The organism is Streptomyces sp. NPDC104096, from assembly GCF_055584385.1.
This window is the reverse complement of the sequence record NZ_JBVJMD010000016.1, coordinates 88,722-108,216: the sequence shown is the minus strand read 5'-3', so window position 1 is coordinate 108,216 and position 19,495 is coordinate 88,722. Positions and strand designations below refer to the sequence as shown.

At 71.4% G+C, this 19,495-nt stretch carries 20 protein-coding genes and 2 pseudogenes; 13 read left to right on the top strand and 9 right to left on the bottom strand.

The window, feature by feature from the left end:
• The first annotated feature begins 38 nt into the window (after window positions 1-38).
• Window positions 39-1,397 (top strand): TerD family protein, encoded by a 1,359-nt coding sequence (locus ACZ60B_RS18955; RefSeq protein ID WP_469388328.1) that lies wholly within the window; start codon window positions 39-41, stop codon window positions 1,395-1,397.
• Window positions 1,398-1,492: 95 nt separating this feature from the next.
• On the opposite strand, the gene ACZ60B_RS18950 is transcribed toward ACZ60B_RS18955, so the two are convergent.
• Window positions 1,493-2,227 (bottom strand): DUF4232 domain-containing protein, encoded by a 735-nt coding sequence (locus ACZ60B_RS18950; protein ID WP_469388326.1) that lies wholly within the window; start codon window positions 2,225-2,227, stop codon window positions 1,493-1,495.
• 269 nt (window positions 2,228-2,496) lie between these two features.
• Between ACZ60B_RS18950 and nthB the strand changes: the two genes are divergently transcribed.
• The 7 genes and pseudogenes from nthB (at window position 2,497) to ACZ60B_RS18915 (ending at window position 7,193) form a co-directional block, all read left to right on the top strand.
• Window positions 2,497-3,168, top strand: a complete 672-nt coding sequence (gene nthB / locus ACZ60B_RS18945; protein ID WP_469388324.1) for a nitrile hydratase subunit beta — start codon at window positions 2,497-2,499, stop codon at window positions 3,166-3,168.
• Window positions 3,165-3,764: a nitrile hydratase subunit alpha gene (gene nthA / locus ACZ60B_RS18940; RefSeq protein ID WP_469388323.1), complete on the top strand. Its 600-nt coding sequence runs from the start codon at window positions 3,165-3,167 to the stop codon at window positions 3,762-3,764. Before nthB ends, nthA begins: the two co-directional genes overlap by 4 nt.
• The gene (locus ACZ60B_RS18935; protein WP_469388321.1) at window positions 3,761-4,108 is read left to right on the top strand and encodes a nitrile hydratase accessory protein; all 348 of its coding nucleotides are present in this window, start codon (window positions 3,761-3,763) and stop codon (window positions 4,106-4,108) included. The genes nthA and ACZ60B_RS18935 overlap by 4 nt, the downstream gene beginning before the upstream one ends.
• Window positions 4,109-4,362: 254 nt before the next feature.
• Window positions 4,363-4,818, top strand: a complete 456-nt coding sequence (locus ACZ60B_RS18930) for a carbonic anhydrase (RefSeq protein ID WP_469388319.1) — start codon at window positions 4,363-4,365, stop codon at window positions 4,816-4,818.
• A gap of 102 nt (window positions 4,819-4,920) precedes the next feature.
• On the top strand, window positions 4,921-5,991 hold the full coding sequence (locus ACZ60B_RS18925; RefSeq protein WP_469388317.1) for an MBL fold metallo-hydrolase: 1,071 nt from the start codon (window positions 4,921-4,923) through the stop codon (window positions 5,989-5,991).
• 63 nt (window positions 5,992-6,054) lie between these two features.
• Window positions 6,055-6,291, top strand: a pseudogene (locus ACZ60B_RS18920) (alpha/beta fold hydrolase); the annotation flags it as partial.
• A 398-nt stretch (window positions 6,292-6,689) separates the two neighbouring features.
• Window positions 6,690-7,193 (top strand): hypothetical protein, encoded by a 504-nt coding sequence (locus ACZ60B_RS18915; RefSeq protein WP_469388315.1) that lies wholly within the window; start codon window positions 6,690-6,692, stop codon window positions 7,191-7,193.
• Here ACZ60B_RS18915 and ACZ60B_RS18910 read toward each other — a convergent pair.
• The 3 genes from ACZ60B_RS18910 to ACZ60B_RS18900 all read right to left on the bottom strand — a co-directional run bounded on the left by ACZ60B_RS18910 (window position 7,147) and on the right by ACZ60B_RS18900 (window position 9,486).
• A complete protein-coding gene (locus ACZ60B_RS18910) occupies window positions 7,147-8,148 on the bottom strand; it encodes an MvdC/MvdD family ATP grasp protein (RefSeq protein WP_469388314.1) in 1,002 nt (333 codons plus the stop codon). The genes ACZ60B_RS18915 and ACZ60B_RS18910 overlap by 47 nt on opposite strands.
• Window positions 8,145-8,957 carry a hypothetical protein gene (locus ACZ60B_RS18905; RefSeq protein ID WP_469388312.1) on the bottom strand — a complete coding sequence of 271 codons (813 nt, stop codon included), beginning with the start codon at window positions 8,955-8,957 and terminating at the stop codon, window positions 8,145-8,147. Before ACZ60B_RS18905 ends, ACZ60B_RS18910 begins: the two co-directional genes overlap by 4 nt.
• A 187-nt stretch (window positions 8,958-9,144) precedes the next feature.
• Window positions 9,145-9,486: a hypothetical protein gene (locus tag ACZ60B_RS18900; RefSeq protein ID WP_469388309.1), complete on the bottom strand. Its 342-nt coding sequence runs from the start codon at window positions 9,484-9,486 to the stop codon at window positions 9,145-9,147.
• 451 nt (window positions 9,487-9,937) lie between these two features.
• Between ACZ60B_RS18900 and ACZ60B_RS18895 the strand changes: the two genes are divergently transcribed.
• From ACZ60B_RS18895 to ACZ60B_RS18885, 3 genes are all read left to right on the top strand, one after another.
• On the top strand, window positions 9,938-10,156 hold the full coding sequence (locus ACZ60B_RS18895) for a hypothetical protein (protein ID WP_469388308.1): 219 nt from the start codon (window positions 9,938-9,940) through the stop codon (window positions 10,154-10,156).
• The gene (locus tag ACZ60B_RS18890) at window positions 10,153-11,013 is read left to right on the top strand and encodes an RNA polymerase sigma-70 factor (protein ID WP_469388306.1); all 861 of its coding nucleotides are present in this window, start codon (window positions 10,153-10,155) and stop codon (window positions 11,011-11,013) included. Before ACZ60B_RS18895 ends, ACZ60B_RS18890 begins: the two co-directional genes overlap by 4 nt.
• Window positions 11,014-11,249: 236 nt before the next feature.
• On the top strand, window positions 11,250-12,116 hold the full coding sequence (locus ACZ60B_RS18885; protein WP_469388394.1) for an endonuclease/exonuclease/phosphatase family protein: 867 nt from the start codon (window positions 11,250-11,252) through the stop codon (window positions 12,114-12,116).
• Window positions 12,117-12,170: 54 nt separating this feature from the next.
• On the opposite strand, the gene ACZ60B_RS18880 is transcribed toward ACZ60B_RS18885, so the two are convergent.
• Window positions 12,171-14,435 (bottom strand): glycoside hydrolase family 3 C-terminal domain-containing protein, encoded by a 2,265-nt coding sequence (locus ACZ60B_RS18880; RefSeq protein ID WP_469388304.1) that lies wholly within the window; start codon window positions 14,433-14,435, stop codon window positions 12,171-12,173.
• Window positions 14,436-14,628: 193 nt separating this feature from the next.
• Here ACZ60B_RS18880 and ACZ60B_RS18875 point away from each other — a divergent pair, with 193 nt between their 5' ends.
• The gene (locus ACZ60B_RS18875) at window positions 14,629-15,270 is read left to right on the top strand and encodes a TetR/AcrR family transcriptional regulator (protein WP_469388302.1); all 642 of its coding nucleotides are present in this window, start codon (window positions 14,629-14,631) and stop codon (window positions 15,268-15,270) included.
• 78 nt (window positions 15,271-15,348) lie between these two features.
• Here the strand turns inward: ACZ60B_RS18875 and ACZ60B_RS18870 are convergent, their stop codons facing one another.
• From ACZ60B_RS18870 to ACZ60B_RS18860, 3 genes are all read right to left on the bottom strand, one after another.
• On the bottom strand, window positions 15,349-17,070 hold the full coding sequence (locus tag ACZ60B_RS18870; protein WP_469388301.1) for an MFS transporter: 1,722 nt from the start codon (window positions 17,068-17,070) through the stop codon (window positions 15,349-15,351).
• 104 nt (window positions 17,071-17,174) lie between these two features.
• A complete protein-coding gene (locus ACZ60B_RS18865) occupies window positions 17,175-17,633 on the bottom strand; it encodes a MarR family winged helix-turn-helix transcriptional regulator (protein ID WP_469388298.1) in 459 nt (152 codons plus the stop codon).
• Window positions 17,634-17,668: 35 nt separating this feature from the next.
• Window positions 17,669-18,148, bottom strand: coding sequence for a hypothetical protein (locus ACZ60B_RS18860; protein ID WP_469388297.1), 480 nt, complete (start codon window positions 18,146-18,148; stop codon window positions 17,669-17,671).
• A gap of 346 nt (window positions 18,149-18,494) precedes the next feature.
• Here ACZ60B_RS18860 and ACZ60B_RS18855 point away from each other — a divergent pair.
• Window positions 18,495-18,587 (top strand): annotated as a pseudogene (locus ACZ60B_RS18855) (transcriptional regulator); the annotation flags it as partial.
• Here the strand turns inward: ACZ60B_RS18855 and ACZ60B_RS18850 are convergent.
• Complete coding sequence (locus tag ACZ60B_RS18850) at window positions 18,588-19,352, bottom strand: hypothetical protein (protein WP_469388296.1); 765 nt, start codon at window positions 19,350-19,352, stop codon at window positions 18,588-18,590.
• Window positions 19,353-19,495: the final 143 nt, after the last annotated feature.

Below are 19,495 nucleotides of genomic sequence, written 5' to 3'. Positions count from 1 at the left end.
TTCCTGTGGGGGGTCTGGTCAAGGGGGCCAACACGTTCGTGCCGACAGTGCCGTTGCGCATCGCGGTACGGGGCGGCCTGCGGGCGTCGGCGCTGCTGCTGACGGCTGAGGGCCGGGTGCGGGGAGACGGCGACGTGGTGTCCGGCGGCGTGCCGGTGCATTCGTCGGGTGCCGTGCGCCTGGCCGGGGGCGCGGACGGCACGGCCTGGCTGGAGGCCGGACTGGACGGGGTCGAGGCGGACGTCCAGCGGGTGCTCGTCGTCGGCTCGGCGCGCGGTGGCACGGTGCGGGAGACGGGCGTGGCGTCGGTGGAGGCGTACGCGCACGACGGGACGTCCGTCGCCAGGTACGAGGTGACGGAACTGGAGGACGAAACGGCTCTGGTGCTCGCGGAGCTCTACCGGCGGGCGGGTGGCTGGAAGTTCCGGGCGGTGGGCCAGGGGTATACGGGCGGCCTGGACGCGCTGGTGGCGGATTACGGGGCCGCGGCGGTTCCGGCGGCTGTCGTGCAGGCGGTGGCGTTCACGCCGGCGGCGGAGCCGGGCGCGTTGCCGACGGAGCCGGGTGCGTCGCCGGTCGCAGCACCCGCGCCCGCACCGGAGCCCGTGCCCGTACCGGAGCCCGCGCCTGCACCAGCGCAGGTGTCCGCGCCCGTACCGGATGTCGCGGCCGGCGTTCCGGCACCCCAACAGGATGTGGCGGACTGGACGTTCGGTCCGGTCTTCACGCCGTACACGCTCACCGGCCGTGACAACGACGTACTCCAGATGGACGGCCTGCCGCCCGGCCCGGTGATCGTCGAGCTGAGCGTCCGCGGGGAGGGCTGGACCTGCCTGAAGCCGCTGTCACCCCGCAACAAGGCGGGCGACTCGCTCGTCAACAGCACGGAGACCGACTTCCAGGGCCGTCTGCTGTGCACGGTCCCGGACAGCGGTTCGCTGCGGCTGCGGCTCAACGCCGAAGGCCCGTGGCAGGCCACGGTGATGCCGCTTGCCGCGGCCCGCCGCCTGACGCAGGAGTGGCTGGAGGGCCGCGGCCCGGACGTGCTGCTGCACACCACGGGCCCGGCCGACCTCCACATCCGGTACCGGGGCGACGACAACCTCATCGCCCACACCTACGACCTGGGCGAGCACACCGATCCCACGGCGCTCCCGCAGCGGGAGGGCCTGATCAACGAGATCGGCGCCCGCAGGGAGACCCACCCGCTGCTCGAGGGGCCGGTGATCGTCTGCCTGGAGATGGCGGACGGGCCGTGGCGGGCCAGACTCAAGGGGATCCAGCCGCGCACCGCCCCCGAGTCCGCGGACCCGGAGGCGGCGCAGCACTTCCACGCGCCCTCGAAGGACGGCGGCCCTCGCAAGTCCTCCCGCTGGGGCCGGCGCGGCAGGGGCTGATCGGCCCCTCGGAGCACGGGCCCGACCGGTGCGGCCGATCCACGACTGCACCGGCCGGCTGCCCGCCCTCTGGATTACGTGCGGGTCGGCGATCGTCAGAAGTCGTACGGCTTCCTGGTGTTCCAGTTCAGCACATCGGCCTCGTTCCAGCTGAACTGCGGCTTCTGGCCCTTGGCGTCGACCGAGTAGAAGGGGCCGTCGTGACCGTCCGCACCGCGCAGCGCGATGGCGAACGAACGCGCCGTCTGGTTCTTCGAGCCGTAGTCGAAGAGGTTCACCGCGCTGTACACCTTGCCTCCGGGCTGGAGCGTGATGTGCTTGTCGCCGCCCGGGACGTCCTTCTTCGAGTGCGGCAGTGCGGCGCCATCGACGTCCCCGCCGAGCTTCACGGCCGGGTACGAGGTGACCCAGCACGGCTCGGTGTTCTCGTTCGACGCGGTGACCAGCAGGTGATCGCCCTGCTGGCCGGCGAACCGGTGGACCGCGGTGACCAGCATCTCGTCTCCGCGGCACGGCTGGGCGCCGGTCGTCGTGCCCTTGCCGGCGCCCTTGTCCGTCCCGCCGGAATCGGTCGCCGAGCGCGCCCCCTCCTTGGTGTCACCACCACCGTCGCCCTGCGCCGCGCTGCCCTTGCCGTCCCCGCCGGACGCGGACCGGCTCGGCGCGGTACCGGTGGAGTGGCTGCCGCCAGTCGCCTTCGAGCCGTTGCCGCTTGCCGCCTTCGAGCCGTCGTCGGCGCCGCCGCAGGCGGTCAGGCCCAGCGCCAGCGCGGCGGTGACGGCGGCCAGGGCGGCGCGACGGACGGTACGGCGGGCACGATGCGTGGTCATGATGAAAGCTCCCCCATGGTCGGTCAGGACACGGCGCCTCCCCCGCTCCCGCAGGGCGACCCGCAGCATCCGCTGTTTCGCTGCACCCCATGAGATGACGCCGGGGTGGGGGTTGTTCCCCCAGGTTTGTCCGTATTCGGTAACAAGGGATGACCGGGCCGAGCCTCCTCGTCACCGAACGCGTTGCGGCGTGCGGCGTGCTGCCACGGGCCTCGGCCGAATACGATGGGATCACGCGTCCGCTTTTCCCGTAAATGGGAGGTTGTGCCATGGATGGAATCGCCGACATGGGTGGCACCCAGGGCTGGGGACGCGTGCATCCACCGGATCGCGAGGAGCGCGTCTTCGCGGAGGACTGGCAGCGCAAGGCGTTCGCGCTGGCGATCCTCTCCGGCCGCGTCGCCTGCGGCGGCGCCAACACCGATGCCTTCCGGCACGCATTGGAGCGCCTGGACCGCGCCGCCTACCTGGACGACGGCTACTTCGGGCGATGGCTCAACGGCGGCGAACTGATGCTCACCGAACATTCCGTCCTGGCGCCCGGTGCGGTGGAGGCCCGCGCCCGCAACCTGCGCGGCGAACACGTGGAGGAGCCACCGGTACCGGAACCTGACATTCCCCGGTACTCGCCCACCGCGGAGGGCTCACTGCGGTCCGTGGAGACCCCGCCGGCCTTCGGCGTGGGCGAGCGGGTGCGCGCCAGGAGCATGTCCGTGCCCGGGCACACTCGGCTGCCGCGCTACGTCCGGGGACACGGCGGAGTCGTCGAGATCATCCAGCCCGCCCATGTGCTGCCTGACACCAACGCCCACTTCATGGGCGAGAATCCCCAGCACGTCTACTCGGTTCGGTTCGACTCACGCGAACTGTGGGGCACCGACGCCGAACCCTTCACCGTCACCGTGGACATGTACGAGAGCTATCTGGAGACCACCGCATGACCACCACCGGCGGCTCCGAGGAGAGCCCTTCCATCGCGCTGCGTACCGAGGCGCTCGAACAACTGCTCACCGAACGCGGCCTGATCGACCCGGAAGTCATGGACGCGATCATCACCCGCTATGAGACGAGCGTGGGCCCACTCAACGGTGCCAAGGTCGTCGCCAGGGCGTGGACCGACCCCGACTACCGGCGGCGTCTGCTCGAGGACGGCACCGCCGCCATCAAGGAACTCGGCTTCTCCGGACAGCAGGGCGAGCACATCGTCGTCGTCGAGAACACCCCGACCACCCACAACGTCGTGGTGTGCACGCTGTGCTCGTGCTACCCGTGGCCGGTCCTCGGCCTGCCGCCGAGCTGGTACAAGGACCCCGCCTACCGGGCGCGCGTGGTCAGGGAGCCGCGCGCGGTGCTGGCCGAGATGGGACTCACGCTCGACGACGATGTGCGGATCGTCGTCCGGGACTCCACCAGCGAGGTGCGCTGGCTCGTACTGCCCGAGCGTCCACCCGGCACCGAGCACCTCACGGAGGAAGAACTCGTACCCTTGATCACCAGGGACGCGATGGTCGGCGTGGCCGAGGTGGCGGCCCCGTGAGCGCGCCGCTGGACATCGACGGCCCGGCAGCACCTCCCCGTTCCAACGGTGAGCTGGTGTTCGCCGAGCCGTGGGAAAGCCGTGCCTTCGGCATGGCCGTCACGCTGCACGAGGCGGGCTCCTTCGGCTGGCCGGAGTTCCAGACCGCGCTGATCGCCCGGATCACCGGCTGGACGGCCGCCCGGGAGCCCGACGAGCCCTACCCCTACTACCGACTGTGGCTGGACGCCCTGGAGGACGTACTGGCCGGCCTCGGCGCCGTCTCCACGGACGAGGTCGTCTCCCGCGCCCGAACCCTGGCGCGACGAGCCCCGGGACACGACCACCGCGACCACGCACATTGAAACGCCTCGGCGCCGACATGCCGTGTCGGATCACGCAAGGCGTTCACCCGCCTGATCTCGATCTGTCGCAAAGTCGAGTGGCAGGGGAGGGGGCGTCAGGTCAGGATGGGCGGCGACTGGAGGGCGCCGTCGCCGTCACCAGGGAACCAGGCTCGGAGCAGGACGGGGTTACGGGCACAGTGATCGACACGGACGAGTTGGCCGAGCGGAACGCCGGGTTCGCCGTCGGCGGGTCATTCGCTCACCTCAAGCTCATGCCCAGCGGCAGTCTGACGGTCATCGGATGCGTCGACCCTCGTGTCGACCCGTCCGACGTACTGGGGCTCGAGCTCGGTGAGGCAGCGGTGATCCGCAATGTCGGAGGGCGGGTCACTCCCGCGACACTCCGGACGCTGGAGATGCTCTCGAAGGTCGTCCAGGCCCGCACAGGCGGCCCTGGTCCGGGCGACAACCACTATGTGGTCCTGCACCACACCGACTGCGGGATCACGGACCTGGCCGCGTTCCCCGAGCTGCTGGCCGACTACTTCGACGTTCCGGCCGCAGACCTGGCGGCGAAGGCGGTCACCGACCCGGTCGCCGCCGTCCGCGGCGACGTCGACGTCCTCAGGCAGACGCTCCGGGCCGGAGTCCTCGTCTCGGGACTCGTGTACGACGTGGCGACCGGGCTCATCGACGTCGTCGTACCGCCCGCGCGGGTGGACGCATGACACCGCCCGGCGCCTGCGGCGGGCGCGACCGGTGTGGACCTGAGGCTCGTGACGGGATCGGCTCGCCCGGCCGGTCGGATCGGCGGGGAGGCGCTTTCCAGCATGTGCGACGATCACGGGCACTCGACGGCCGAGGCGGCGTGGTCGGCGCCCCGCGTCGCGGAGGGACCGGCCGTCGACCCGGTGACGCTGCCCGAGGTCGACGAGGTCAGGGTCACGACGATGGTCGACAACACCTTCGACGCCCTGCTGGCCTCCGCCGAAGGCGTCACCCGGGCGCCGTTGCGTGCCGGGCCGACCGCCGCGCGGCAGTTCGTCGGCGGTGAGACCCTCGCGGGGCTGCGTGCCGAGCACGGCTTCTCCGCCCTGGTCACCGTCCGCAGCGGGGACGCGAGCAGCACGCTGCTGTTCGACACCGGCGCGTCGCCGGACGGACTCGCGGTGAACGCCGAGCGGCTCGGCATCGACGTCGGCGGCTTGCAGGGCGTCGTGCTCAGCCACGGACACTTCGACCACGCGGGCGGCTTCGACGGTCTGGCCCGGCTGCGCGGGCGCTCCGGCCTGCCGCTGACCGTCCACCCCGCGGTCTGGACCCGCCGCCGCCTCGAACTACCCGCCGGCCAGGGCCTGGAGATGCCCACGCTCTCACGGGGTGCCCTGGAACGCGAAGGCTTCGAGGTGATCGAGCGGCGGCAGCCGTCGCTGCTGGCCGGCGGCATCCTGATCACCGGCGAGGTGGACCGCGTCACCGAGTTCGAGCGGGGCATGCCGCAGGCACACCAGGCCTGGGACGGGAACGGCTGGCGACACGACCCCGCCGTCATCGACGACCAGGCCCTCGTCATCAACGTGCGCGGCCGGGGACTGGTCGTCATCACCGGGTGCGGGCACGCCGGAGTGGTCAACATCGTCCGGCACGCCATGAGGCTGACCGGCGTCGGCAGACTGCTGGCCCTCATCGGCGGCTTCCACCTGAGCGGCCCCGCCTTCGAGCCGGTCATCGGCCCGACGGCGGCCGCGCTCACCGAACTCGCGCCCGAGCTGATCGTCCCCGGTCACTGCACCGGCTGGCGCGCCCAGCACACGCTCGCCGCGGCCCTCCCGGACGCGTGGGTGCAGACCAGCGTCGGAACCACCTGCACACTCGGCGCTGCCCGGGCGGCCGATGCCTGATCCCGCCGGTCCGGTCGCCGCGGTCCGCCCGGCGCGCCGGAGCGGGGCAGTGCGAGTAGCGTCGAGGACCTGAAGACCTTCGACGTTCCCACGCTGATCATCCACGGCGACGACGACCAGATCGTCCCCGTCGTGGCTGCCGCGGAGAAGTCGTCACGGCTCGTCAAGGACGCGGCCTTCAAGGTCTACGAGGGTGCGCCGCACGGCCTGCCGATGGTTCCCGAGTTCGCGGAACGGTTCGACGCCGGCCTCCTCGAATCCGCCCGCGGCCGACCGAGTCGGCGATCTCGTCGCCGATGAGGTGCTGTGCGAACACCCGAATAGTGATCATGCTGTGACCCGGCTGTGTGTACCTCGGAAGCTCTGGTCCACCATACGGTCTAGGTGTGTCATACAACGAGAATCCCTGTCCCGATCACGGCAGACCCGACGGCGACCGGTGGAACGCGGCGCACGACGACGACTTCGCGCAATGGGCGGCCAGCATGCAGCAAGGCCCGGTTCCCGCCCGGAAGCGTATGTGGCCGCGGTATGCCGCGCTGGCCGTGGCGACGGTCACCGTGGTCACGGCGGCCGTCCTTGCCGTGCGTTACACGGCCTCGTCATCCCCCGAACACGAAGCCGCCGCACCCGGGACGACGACGGCCGCACCGACGCCGCGAGTTTCAGCGACAAGCGCTCCTGCGGCAGAACGGCCCATGGTCTCCCTGACCGAGGCGTTTCCCGCGCATGTGGCGGACGGCAAGGGCGGCACCTTCACCAGGCTGGGCCAGGTCGTGCTGAAGTCCTGCACCGAGCCCGACTCGGTCGGGGCGGCCCTGGCCGCGGAGATCGCCGCCGGGAAGGGATGCCTCGGCGAGGAGATCGCCCTGTACAAGGACACGCACGACAATCAGTTCAACCTGGCCGTCTTCACCATGAAGGACCCGCAGGAGACGGTGAAGCTGGTGACCCAGCTGTCCATGAACTTCAACGACTACGAGGTGGCCGCGCAGGCTCCACCGCCCGGATCCGGCCTGCCGACCCTGCCGGCTGACAGCGGAATGGTGCAGGCCTTCACCGGACAGGGCCGCGCCATGGTGGTGGGACTCGGCCAGTGGTCGGACGGCCGGACAAGCGAGTACCAGGAACTGGTCGACCACTTGCAGCCGTTGCTCACCTCGGTCTCGAAGAACGTCGCTCGCTACGAGACGGCAGGTTGATCCAGGGCCTGTCGCGTGTCCCGGGCGGTCGAACCGTGTCGTGCGGATGCGGTGCGGTCAGCCAGTCCAGTATCGCCCGCGAGATGGCACCGTCGGCGCGGACGTCGTAACCCTCGTAGCAGGGCATGGAGTTGGCTTCCAGGAAGTACCAGTCGCCGGTCGTCTCCTCGATCTTGAAGTCCACACCGAGGAAGGGCATCCGGGTGTCGACGACGAGCCGTCGGCAGCCCTCCAGTACGGCAGGCGAGAGGGAGAGGGGCGCGTAGCGGTTGGCACCGTGAGCGGTGCGGTAGTCGACGTTCGGTGAGTGGACCGACTCGGCGAAGGCCCGGTCGGCGACGACATGGACGCGTACGTCGGGGCCGGTGATCCGCTCCTGGAACAGGGCCGGGGAATGACGGAGGCGGGGCAGAAGCCGCTCGTGCTCGCCGTCGAAGAGCGCGGCCCAGGTCTTCGCCGCGCTGGCGCCTTTGACGACGGTGCCGCGGGGACAGGAACGGACGAACGCACGTGCGGTAGCGGGATCGTTGGTGAGACAGGAACGGGGGATCCGCCAGCCCCCGACGGGTGCCAGGGTGACGGCGTGCAACACCTTCGCGGCGTTGGTCGCCTCCCGCCAGGGCGGGTTGAGCACCGGCAGATCGACGGCCTCCAGCACCCGGCACAGCGCCTGGTACTGGCCGTCCGCCCGGCGGGCCGCGCCCGACGTGGGGGCGGCGGCCGAGACGTTGAGCGGCCGGCACCACACGGCTCGGACCTCGCCGAGGACCACACGGGTCGCGCTGTCGCCGGTGCGGACGACGGTGGCGCGCAGATCGTCGAGGGGGACGGTGAGGTCGCCGTACAGGGCCAGGGTGGGCAGGTCGATCACCGTGAAGGGCAGGTCCGCGGCGGCGAGGGCGCGCAGCCCGTGCAGGAAGGTGGGATCGGAGGCCAGTCCGACGCACAGGATCACGGTGGCCCGGCCAGCAGCCGGTCCAGGAGCGCCTGGAACACAGGACGGCGTACGGAGTCGAATTGGTGGTGAGTCGGCAGAGCGTGGACGTGCAGGAGCCGCAGCCCCTCGCCGTCGCCTTCGCCCGCGGGCTCGAGGACCAGCAGGCAGAAGTCCGCGCCGAGTGAGCGCAGCCGGTCGAGCAGGGGAGCCAGGGCCCTGCGGGTGGCGGCGGTCGGGCTCCCGCCGGCCTCGGACGGCTCGAACAGCTGGTCCCCGGCGAGCAGGACGTATCGGACGCGGTCCGGATCGAACAGGGTGAAGCGCAGGATCTCGTCCGGGCCGGGATCCTCCGGGTCCCGGCCCAGGAACGTGCCGTCCCGCTCGCGGTGGACGTTGACGCGCTGAGCGGGCGCCGCCGCGTACAGGTGCCGACCGAGGGAGGACGGCGGGAGCGTCACCCCGGGCACCCGCGTCAGGAGGAGGGGATCGAGGGGTGGCAGGAAGCCATGGCGCGTCGCACGGTTGACCACGGGTCCCTCCCAGAGGGCGAGCGCCGACCACCAGGTGGCCAGCGCCTCGGCGTGCGCGAACGCCGCGTCACCGTCCTCACCCCCGGGCGCTCCGATTCCCCGGTGCAGCACGCCCCGCACCTGTTCACCGTCCACCCGGAGATCGACGTGGTACGACGCGTCCCGCCCGGATGTCACCGTGACGCACACCTCCTGGAACCCCCGGGGCATCACGGTCCTGTGCCCACGCTCCGCCGCGAAGGCACAGAACAGGCGGGCCGTCTCGTCATCGGACGGGGCGAGCACCAGCAACGTCACCGTGATCCCCGTACTTCCGACTCGCCGGGAAAGTCGTCTCCGGCGGATCTCAGCGCGTGCAACGCCAGCGCGAGCTGCCACGCGTTCCGCGCGAGATCGGTGGTCACATCGGGACGTGCGCCGACCGGAAGAAAAAGTCCGGATGCGGCACCGTCGCGGACATCCCATCCCTGCTCGTCATCTGTCATCAGTCACGACTGACCGGCGGTACGACCGGACCCCATTCGCCCGCCGGCACCGAAGAAAGGCTCGCGCCGTACCCGCCGTACCCGCCGTACCCGCTGTTCGCGCCGGGAGTGCTCCGCTCGCCGAATTCACTTCCCTCGCTGAATTCGCTGCGCTCGGAGTTCTCGCTGTTCTCACTCGTTTCGCTGGTCTCGCTTCCCTCGCTGCCCTCCTTCATCCGGGTGAGCGCTGGTACGTCCTCTCGTCCCAGGTCCCTCGACCGAAGGGCGTCGAACCTGCGGGCGGCGTCCTGTATTTCGACGGGAAAGGAGGCGAAAGCGGAAAGGGAGGCTATGTCAGTCATGATTTCCCCCTGAACTGCGAAGCGCGGTGCATTCCACGGTATCCCTCACCGCGAGATCCCCGCAGGGGGGCGCGCGAAGCACCCGAACGGCAGAAAGACACCCCCTCGCACGCCGCGCGCCCGCCGTTCATGGCGGTGACGGGTCACGTCCGTTCGGAAGGGGCGCTCCGCTGGACACCGGTGTCGCCGTCGTCGAAGAGGGAGGTCGATGCGCGCTCTCCGGATTTCCGCGCTGCCGCCGACGAACGCGGTGTTCCGCAGGAGGTCCGGCCCGGAGGAAGGAATCGAGGTCCTTGACGTCGACGCAGTGCGAGACCCTGCGGTGTCGGCCGAGCGGCGCGGTCGGCGTCGACCGGCGGGGCGGCCGAGGCGGCCGGGGGTGTCACATATGTGGGCCGGGTGGTGTCTTCATGCCCGAGGGTTCCACAGGGACGTGTACGAGGAGGGGATCATGGCAGTGCGCTTGCCGGAGGCCGAGCTGGTCGCTGAGTTCAGGGGGAGCGTGATCAAGCGGTTCACGCCGTCGGAGCGGGACGTGATGGGGTATGCCGAGGCGATGACGCATACGCCGCCGACCGACACCGACGAGCAGTACGCAGGCTTCTCCGCTGCCCACGAGATCCCGCCGGCCGGGCGTCCGGCGGCGTTCCGCGCAGGGGCCACGGCATGAGCGAGGACCCGTTCGTCGCCCACCGCGGTCTGCTGTTCACCGTGGCCTACGAGATGCTCGGCTCCGCGGCCGACGCCGAGGACGTGCTGCAGGAGACCTGGCTGCGGTGGGCCGACGTCGACCGGTCACAGGTGAACGACCCGCGGGCGTACCTCGTGCGGGCCGTCACCCGGCAGGCACTGAACCGCATGCGCACCCTCTCCCGCCGTCGCGAGGACTACGTGGGCGAGTGGCTGCCCGAGCCCGTGCTGACCCACCCGGACGTGGCCGACGACGTCGAACTCGCGGAAAGCGTCTCCATCGCGATGCTGACCGTTCTGGAGACGCTCCAGCCGGTGGAACGCGCGGTGTTCGTGCTCCGCGAGGTCTTCGACGTTCCCTACGACGAGGTCGCCGAGGCTGTCGGCAAGAGCCCTGCCGCGGTCCGGCAGGTCGCCCGGCGGGCGCGGGACCACGTCGCCGCCCGACGGCCACGCGTCACGGTGAGCCGGTCGGAGCACAGGGTGGTGGTGGATCGTTTTGTCGCGGCGCTGCACACCGGGCGCATCCAGGACCTCCTGGAGATCATGGCACCGGACGTGGTCCTGATCGCCGACGGCGGCGGGATCACGGCCGCCGCTCCGGCCCCCGTCCACGGTGCCGAACTCGTGGCGACGCTGCTGACCGGCACCGACCGGACCGCGTTCGAGACCACGGCGGTGTGGCTCAACGGCGCCCCCGCGATCAGGATCGGATCCGGCGGCGCGGGGGCCACGGTCAGCTTCGTGATCGACAACGGGCGCATCACCCGCATCTACGCGACGTCCAACCCGCAGAAGCTGACCCGACTTCACCGACCGGCCGATCTCACCAGGTAGCTGCGGTGTGGTGGGAGGGGGCCGGCGGAACCGGCTTCACCTGGTGGCCCGTCTAGGGCAGCAAGATCAGGCAGAGGGGAGGCCAGGTGGAGCCAGGGGTGGCAGGGGCTTGGTGGGCGCGGGTCCGGTCCGGGGCGTGGGCTGCGGGCGGGAGCGGGCGAGGCGACTTGCGGACTTGGTCGGCGTGGCGGCGGGGGCGGGTGGCTGCCGTGCTCGCGGTGCTGACGGCCGGACTGATGGCCCTGCACCGGGCGGTGCCCAACCGGGTGGGCCGTCTGGGCAGTCTGCTGGAAGCCTTTCTTCCGTGGCTCGGGCTGGTGGTCGTGGTGCTGTTCGTCGTCGCGCTGCTGCGCCGTTCGGCGGCCGCGCTGGTGGTTGTGCTGCTGCCGGTGGCGGTCTGGACCCATCTGTTCGGCGGGCTGTTCGGGACGGGGCAGGGCTCGCGGGACGACCTGGTGGTGGTGCAGCACAACGTCAGCGACGAGAACGCCGACCCGGCGGGCACGGCCCGCGCTCTGGCCGGTGCCGGGCCCGATCTGATCGCGCTGGAGGAGCTCCTGCCCACGGCGCTGGCGGTGTACGAGCGGACCCTCGCCCCCGACTACCCGTACCACGCCGTGCGGGGCACCGTCGGGCTGTGGTCGAGGCATCCGCTGACCGGTGTGCGGCAGGTGGACATCAAGCCTCGGCGGATCACGGAGTCCTGGAGCCGTGGGCTGCGCGTGGTCGTCCGCACGCCCCGGGCCGATGTCGCGGTGTATGTCGCGCACCTGCCCTCGGTCCGTGTCGGGGTGAGCGGCTTCGCCTCCTCGTGGCGGGACGAGAGCGCCGGCCTGCTGGGCCGGGCCATCGCCGCCGAGCCGGTGAAGACGGTCTTCCTGCTCGGCGACCTCAACGGCACCGTCGACGACCGCGGGCTGGCCCCGCTGACCTCCCGGCTGAACACGGCGCGGCAGGGCTTCGCCTTCAGCTTTCCCGCCGCCTTTCCGCTGGCCCGGATCGACCAGGTCATGGCCCGCTCGGCCACCGTCGGCCACATCCGCACCCTGTCGCGCACCGGCAGCGACCACCTGCCGGTGGCCGCCCGGATCGTACTGGGCTGACGCGGTGACCTCGACGAGCGAGGGCGGGGCGACCTCGCCGCCCCGCTCGGAGGGTCAGGACCGGGCCGCGGCGAGGCGGGCGGCGTCGAGCTGGGCGAGGAGTTTCTCCAGGTCCTCGCGGGTGACCGCGCCCGCGGCGAAGCCGATCAGGCGGCCCACCGGGACGGACGCCATCATCCTGGCCATGTCGACGCCGAGCACGTCGCCCCCGGCACCGGCCTGCGGCATCGGCATCAGCGACCCGAGGATCCCGGCGGCGCCGGGTGCGGCCATGACCTCCTCCAGCGTGGAGTCGAGGGTGAGGGGGAGGAAGAGCACGTCCCCTTCCACCTCGACGGTGGCGGTGGCGCGGAGGTCGCGGCTGGAGGCGGCGGCGCGCACTTCGTAGCCGCCGCCCTCGACGACCCAGCGGTCGCCGCGGATGTCCCAGTACGCCAGGTCCTGGCGCTCGATCAGCACGCTCACCCGGTCCCTCGCACCCGGTGCGAGCACCACCACGGCGTGGGCCTTGAGTTCCTGGGGCGGACGGGCGACCGACGAACCGGGCTTGGCGACGTAGAACTGGACGACCTCGCGGCCGTCCCGCTCGCCGGTGTTGGTGACGGTGACGGACGCGGTGATGCCCTCGGCGCCGAGGGTCAGTTCGAGATCGGAGTAGGCGAAGGTGGTGTACGACAGTCCGTGCCCGAACGGGTAGGTGACCTCGATCTCGCGGGCGTCGTACCAGCGGTAGCCCACGAACAGGCCCTCGCCGTACGCGACATGGCCGTGCTCGCCGGGGAAGTCCAGGTAGGCGGGGGTGTCTTCGATGCGCGCCGGTACGGTCTCCGTCAGCCGTCCGGACGGGTTGACCCGCCCGAACAGCACATCGGCCAGCGCGCCGCCGCCCGCCTGGCCCAGCAGCGCGCCGTCCACCACGGCCGGGGCCAGTTCGTCGACGTCGGTCAGTCGCAGTACGCCGCCGTGCGAGAGGACGACGGCGGTACGCGGCTGCACACCGGCCACGGCAGCCAGCAACTGAAGCTGCTCGGCGGGCAGTTCGATGTGCTCGCGGTCGAAGCCCTCGGACTCCTGGTGGGCCGCCAGGCCGAGGAAGACCACGGCGGTATCGGCCGCCGCCGCTGCTCGGACGGCCTCGTCCCGCAGAGCCGCCGCGTCGCCGGAGCCGTCGGTGGTGAAACCGGCCGCGTAGCCGACCTCGGTGCCCGGGGCGAGGGCGCGGATCTCGTCCAGAGGAATGTCCACGCGCGTCGGGTTCACGTGTGAGCTGCCGCCGCCCTGGTAGCGCGGGTTCTGCGCGAACTCGCCGATCACCGCGAGGGACCGGCCCTCCTCCAGGGGCAGGAGGGCCTGCCCCTGGACCGGGTCGTTCTTGAGCAGGACCACGCAGTGGGCGGCCACCTGCCGGGCCAGCCGGTGGTGCGCGTCGGCGTCGAACACGGCGACCTGAGCCGCGCGGCCCGCCTCGGCCTTCGCGGCCAGCGCGACCACGCGCGCGGCGGCCCGCGCGACCACCTCCGCACCCAACTCCCCGGCCTCGACCGCCGCGACGACCTGCGCGTCGGTGACCCCGCCGGTGCCGGGCATCTCCAGGTCGAGGCCTGCCGCCACCGCCTTGACGCGGTTCGGGACCGCGCCCCAGTCGCTGACCACGACGCCGTCGAAGCCCCACTCCTCGCGCAGCACCCGGGTGAGCAGCCAGTGGTTCTCGGCGGCGTAGGTGCCGTTGACGCGGTTGTAGGAGCACATCACCGTCCACGGCCGCGCCGTCCGCACGACGTGCTGGAAGGCGCGCAGATAGATCTCGCGCAGCGGGCGCGGGGCGATGTCGGAGCTGGAGCGCATGCGGTCGTGCTCGGTGTTGTTGGCGGCGAAGTGCTTGAGCGAGGCGCCGACACCGGTCTCCTGGAGGCCGCGCACCCAGGAGGCGGCGAGTGTGCCGGACAGGTGCGGGTCCTCGGAGTAGTACTCGAAGTTGCGGCCGCAGCGCGGGTCCCGCTTGATGTTGACGCCGGGGCCGAGCAGTACGTCGACGCCGAGCGCGCGGCTCTCCACGCCCAGGGCCGTACCGACCTCGCCGGTCAGCTCCGTGTCCCAGCTCTGCCCGAGGCCGACCGCCGGCGGGAAGCAGGTGGCGGGCTCGCTGCCCGCGAGGCCGAGGTGGTCGGTGGCGCCCACCTGGCGGCGCACTCCGTGCGGCCCGTCGGTGAGCACCAGCGAGGGCACGTCGCCGACCTGCTCGGTGCTCCAGAAGTCGGCGCCGCTGCCCAGGGCGGCCTGCTGCGCCGTGGTCAGGGAAGCGGGGGCGTTCGCGGTCACGGGGGTCTCCTCGGGTTGTGCGGTGCCTGCCCTACGGGACGGCGGTAGAGCCGGTGGAGCGCGTGTGATGCCGTCGGCGAGCGCGTGCCGGGGACTGCCTCGGCCACCCTGCCGACGCAAAAACAGTATGACATTCGGTTTTTGGCGACAAGGGGTCCCACCAGCGGATTTCCGGTGCCGTAGAGTCGTGTTCATGGCACGACGTGGTTCGTACGCGAAAGGCATCGCCAAGCGGGAGGAGATCCTCGACGCGGCGCTCGACATCGTGGCGCGGGTCGGGTACAGCCGCGCGACGGTGCGCGAACTCGCCCAGGCGGTCGGCCTGAGCCAGACGGGACTGCTGCACTACTTCGGGACCAAGGAGCAGCTCTTCGTCGAGATCCTGCGCCGCCGCGACGAGGTCGACCGGCGCCTCCTGGAGGAACCCTTCGGATCGACCGCCGACGCGCCCCCGGACCTGGGTCAGGTCTTCACCGCGCTCGTCCGCCACAACGCCGAGGTTCCGGGCCTCACACAGCTTTTCTCGCGCTTCGCGGCCGAGGCGGCCGAGCCCGGCCATCCGGCACACGAGTACTTCCGCGACCGCTACGTGACCGCGCGCGGCCTCGTCGCCGAGTTGGTCCGGGACCGGCAGGCGGCCGGGGCCCTGCCCGTGGGCCTCGACCCCGACCGCCTGGCCGGTCTCCTCTTCGCCCTGATCGACGGGTTGCAGACACAGTGGATGTACGACCCCGAGATCGACATGGCCGACCAACTCGCCTACTTCTGGACCCTGCTCACCCCCTCGTCCACGGCCGCGACCGCCGGACCGTCGGAGGCCGCGCGGTCCGAGTGACGGTCGTGCCGGGACGCGGGGGCGAGAGGCGATCGTGGGCGGGCATCGCCGGGCGTTCGGTCGGGTGGGCGTGACGCGTCAGCGAGCGGCGGTCCGCAGTTCCGCGATGGTCGTGGCGGTGAGCTCGCGGGGCGTGTGCCGCGGGTCGACCAGGACGACGGTGCTGTGCGTGCCGTGGGCCAGGGCGGTGGTGAAGCTGCCGTCGGCGAACTGGGCGAGGGGGCCCCGGGGAGAGTGGCCGATGGCCACGGCGCGCGCGTGGACCCGGTCCGCGTGGGCGGCCAGGGCCCGGCCCGCCGCGGCGTGGTCGCCGACGCCTCGCAGGACCTGACCCGTGGCGCTGACGCCCTGGGCGGCCAGACGGGACAGGTGCGCGCCGACCGCGGCGCGGGCCTGCTCGTCGGTCTCCGTGTCGACGGCCTGCTCCTCGGCGACGGCTGTCTGCTGCACGTGCACGACCTCCAGGGCGCTGCTGGTGTCGTGGGCGAGCCGGGCCGCCGCGTCGACGACCGCGCCGGCGCCGGGGTGGTTGCCGACGGCGACGATGACGGCGGCCGCGCCGTGTGCCGCCCGCGCGCCCACCGGGACCAGGAGGGGACCGAGGGGGGCCGCTTCCGCGGGGCGCTGCTCGGCCGCGGTGAGCAGCCTGTGGCCGCCGGCCAGGACCGGAATGGCGAGCAGGAAGGTGGCGGCGCCGACGTAGAAGGGGACGCTGAGGTCGGTGGCGTCCGCGATCTTTCCGGCCGCGTAGGGTGCGAGCCCGCCGCCGATGAAGCGGACGAAGCCGTACGCGGAGGAGGCGACGGGGCGCTCGACGGGGGAGACGAGCATGACCGCCTGGGTGGTGAGCGTGTTGTTGATGCCGATGAAGATGCCGCTGACGATGACGGCCGTGATGACCACGGACGGGGTGCCGACACCGGCGGCGATCACCGCCATGACGATGCCGAGGCCGACGAGGTTGGCGTAGAGCACGGGCGCGGTGCCGTAGCGGGCCTGGAGTCGGGGGGCGAAGAACACGCTGAAGGCGGCGACGAGCAGACCCCAGCCGGTGAAGACCAGCCCGAGTTGATGGGCGTCGAGCTTCATGGGGTAGGGGGCGTAGCCGAGCATGGTGAAGAAGCCCCAGTTGTACAGCAGGGCCATGATCCCCATGGTCAGCAGCCCGCGGTGGCGCAGGGCGGCCAGCGGGGCGAGGGGGGAGGTGCGCGTGGCCGGTTTGGGCAGCTGGGGCACGAAGGCGACGGTGGCGATCAGCGCGAGCGCCATGAGGGCGGCGACGCCGAAGAAGGGGCCGCGCCAGCTGATGGCGCCCAACTCGCCGCCGAGCAGCGGCCCGACGGCGATGCCGAGGCCGAGAGCCGTCTCGTAGAGGATGATCGCGCCGCCGAAGCCGCCGCTGGCCGAGGCGACGATGACGGCCAGGGAGGTGGCGATGAACAGGGCGTTGCCCAGTCCCCAGCCGGCGCGCATGCCGACGATGCCGTTGATGGAGCCCGACATGCCCGCCAGGGCGGCGAAGACGACGATGACGGCGAGCCCGGCGATGAGGGTGTACTTGGCGCCGATCCTGCTGGAGACCCAGCCGACGATCAGCATGGCCACCGCGGTGACGATGAGGTAGCTGGTGAACAGCAGCGAGACCTGGCTGGGTGTGGCGTGGAGGTCGTTCGCCAGAGCGGGCAGGATCGGGTCCACCAGACCGATGCCCATGAACGAGATGACGCAGGCGAACGCCACGGCCCAGACGGCCTTCGGCTGTTTGAACGGGCTTGCGACCTTCTGGTGCGGAGCGCTCATCGGAGATCTCTTTCTGGACGTCGACATGAGTCGGCACGAGTCGACTTGAGTCGGCACGGGGTGAGCGGGACGAGACCTGAAGCCGGCGGAGGTCGGCGGCGGCGTCAGACCGGGTCCTGCCGTTGCTGGACGGCGCGGGCCAGAGCGGGCAGGGCGACCAGTACGGCCTGCTGTTCGTCCGCGGTGAGTTCGCCGATCAGTTCCTGTAGGACGTTCATGCGTTCGGCGCGGCGTCGGCGGAAGAGTTCGAGTCCTTCGCCGGTGGCCTCGACCAGCACGCCGCGGCCGTCGCTGGCGTCGGCGGTGCGCCGTACCAGACCGTCCCGCTCCAGGCGGGTGACCAGCTGGGTCATGTTCGGCTGCGACACGCCCTCGGAACGGGCCAGTTCGGTCAGCCGGTGGGCGCCTTCGCGGCCCAGCCGGGCCAGGACGGAGGAGGCCGCGATGCTAAGGCCGCCCGCGGTCGTGCTCTGCCTCACGTAACGCGCCGTCTGTTCCATGGCGCTGATGAGGTCTTCGGAGCCGCTCTCTCCGGCGCGGTGGTCCATAACCTGCTTATACATAGGCGCATTATGCATCTAGATGTAGTCTGCATCAATCAGGGCGACGCATGTCTCGGGCGCACGGGCCGCGCTTCAGGCTCGTCGTGCCGCGGCGTGAACGGCGCACCTGGCCCTGGTTGCTGACGTGCCGACCGGTCCTGCCCCTCAAGAGCGCGCCGATGACCCGGGGGGCCGAGTCCGTCGACGGCGGTGTTGAACACGGCGACGGGGAAGCAGTTGTAGAAGTCGAACGTAGCCACCTCGTCCACGCCGATGCCCGCCACCTCCAGCGCGTGCCGCGCGGCCATCACCGAGGCGGGTGCGCTGCTGAGGTCGGCGCGCTCCAGCAGATCCCGTTCCCGCAGGTCGGCGTGCCCGTGCAGGAACACCCACCGCTCCTGCGGCACGCCCAGGCGCCGTGCGGCGCCGACCGGCATGAGCAGGACCGCGGCGCCCTGGTCGACCTGGTCGCGGGCCACGACGTAGCGCGGGTGGGGGTCGGCGAACTCGTCGGGCTCGCCCAGCAATGCGCGCACGCCGCGCCACTGGCGGGGTGCCGGCAGGCAGATCCGCACATGCCCGTCCGCTGGACGAGCCGGACCTGCGGGTGATGCCCCTGGCCCGCTACGAGTTCGGCCTCGTGGTGCCTGTCGACGACGAACTCGCACGGCGCACCGACAGGGCCGTGGGCGCCCTGGACGCCCGGCGCGTCATCATGATCACCTCCGCCGTCCGGCCGGCGACGCTGGAGCGGATGCCCCGGTGGCCGGCCGCAGCGGGCGCCGTCGTCGAGCAGTCGCCCGACCCCGATCCCGTACGCCTGGCGCAACTGGTCCGCCACGGCCGCGGCGTGACGCTGATCGGGACGGCCGGCGTGGCCGCGCACTGGACGACGCGTGGATGGACCAGGTCGTCGACCTCGGCTAGCAGTGGGGCCAGTACGAGTACGTCACCAACGTCGGCTTCGCCGCATGACTACTGCGAGTTGTATGCCTTGATGCTCACGGCCGGGCCGTAGGAATTGCGGGCCACCGCGGCGGCCGCTTGCCCGGTCACCCGCACGACTGCGGTGCCGTGGGCCGGTACTCGCGTCAGGCCGCCGATAGGGGTGACTTCGACGGCTTGTTGGGTGACGCCTTTGGGCGGCTGGTCCCAGAGGATGTAGGCGATCCGCACGGAGACGGGGATGTCGTCCTCGTTGGTGAGCTCGACTGCGGAGAAACGCTCGAACTTGGTGATCTCGCGTCCGTCGCTGTCCAGTGCCTGCGTTGTCACATCGTGCAGTCCTGCGGGAATGGAGGCGCCCGCCATGCTTTGGACCGTCACACGGACATCGGTCACGTCGTGCTTGCCCGGACCGGAAAATCGCAGGATGTCCATGCTCGTTCCATGAGGGGTCACCAGCTGCCCCCGGTCACTCCCGTAGACCGTGCTCACCACTACCTGGGGCAGGACGTGGCCGTTCTTGTCCAATGCCTCGAACGACAGCACCGGGACCACGGAGGTGGGCAAGGCGTTCGTGATCCCGAGGGTCTGGTTGATGGTCTCGTCCACGCCGGAGTCGCCCACGTAGTCGAAGGACAGCATCTTGACTGCCAAGGCATCGGTGTCGGATTGCTCGGAGCTGCTCGCGTCCCGGGCGCTTCCGCTGTCCGTGACCGGCCCGCAGGCGGACAGGAGCACACCGCTCACAGCCATCGCCACGGTCGCGGCCGCCAGTCTTCGTCGACCCACCTTCACGGCTGATCCCCTCCCCGTTGATCACTTCGGGCGGAACGGTATACGACCGTGGTCCGCCGACCAACTCGCCGCCATCAACCTCATGACCTGCCGCCTCGCCCAAGGCCGCCCGCGAGATCGCAGCATTTCTGGAAGCTGCCGCG